This is a genomic window from Dellaglioa sp. CoH-57-MRSF-19 (assembly GCF_056781975.1).
The window spans coordinates 1-503 of the sequence record NZ_JBXAXW010000112.1 but is presented as its reverse complement, the minus strand read 5'-3'; the positions used below and the strand labels follow the sequence as shown (position 1 = coordinate 503).

Here is a 503-nt window from a genome sequence, read left to right as displayed (position 1 = left end):
CCTTAAACTGGTTATGCTTCCACATAGAATAACCACGACCGGCCTTGATTTCTCGGATTTCTCCGTCAACAAGTGGCTTCGTGCTCATTCCATCTCCTTTGAGACAAGCATGAACAGCAGATCATCCACGCGACGGACTGCCCCGATCTCGTCAGTCTGCAAGTCACCGGTCTTCACTTCCTCGATAACGGTGTCGAAGATGCGCCGAATTTCACCGGTCCGCACCATCTGCCCCATCTCGAATCCAAACTTCAAAAGACGGCGACCCAGCTGCGATTTTGCAGCGGGCTCCGTGTCCGCCACCTCGAACGCTTCCACCCAGTCATCGAATTTCATTCGTCCTCCCCATCAAGGCTCTCGTACCTGCGTTCCAACCGGTCCAGCGCCGAGCACCAGTCCGGCCCAAGTGCCTGACGTGTGCCATAGTCGTTGACGGCGGCCAGTAGCGTGAGCGCCGTATCCAAATCCGCAGCAAACTGGCGTTCAAATCCAAAGTTCAATGC

The 503-nt window shown here is 55.5% G+C and carries 1 protein-coding gene; it reads right to left on the bottom strand.

Annotated features, from left to right (window positions below; translation table 11 throughout):
- Positions 1-84: 84 nt before the first annotated feature.
- Positions 85-336 (bottom strand): hypothetical protein, encoded by a 252-nt coding sequence (locus AC1RO3_RS08525; RefSeq protein ID WP_251213468.1) that lies wholly within the window; start codon positions 334-336, stop codon positions 85-87.
- Positions 337-503 lie beyond the last annotated feature (167 nt).

Coding starts and splice junctions, on each gene's coding strand:
- AC1RO3_RS08525 (WP_251213468.1), bottom strand. CDS start 336: ATGAAATTCGATGACTGGGTGGAAGCGTTCGAGGTGGCGGACACGGAG.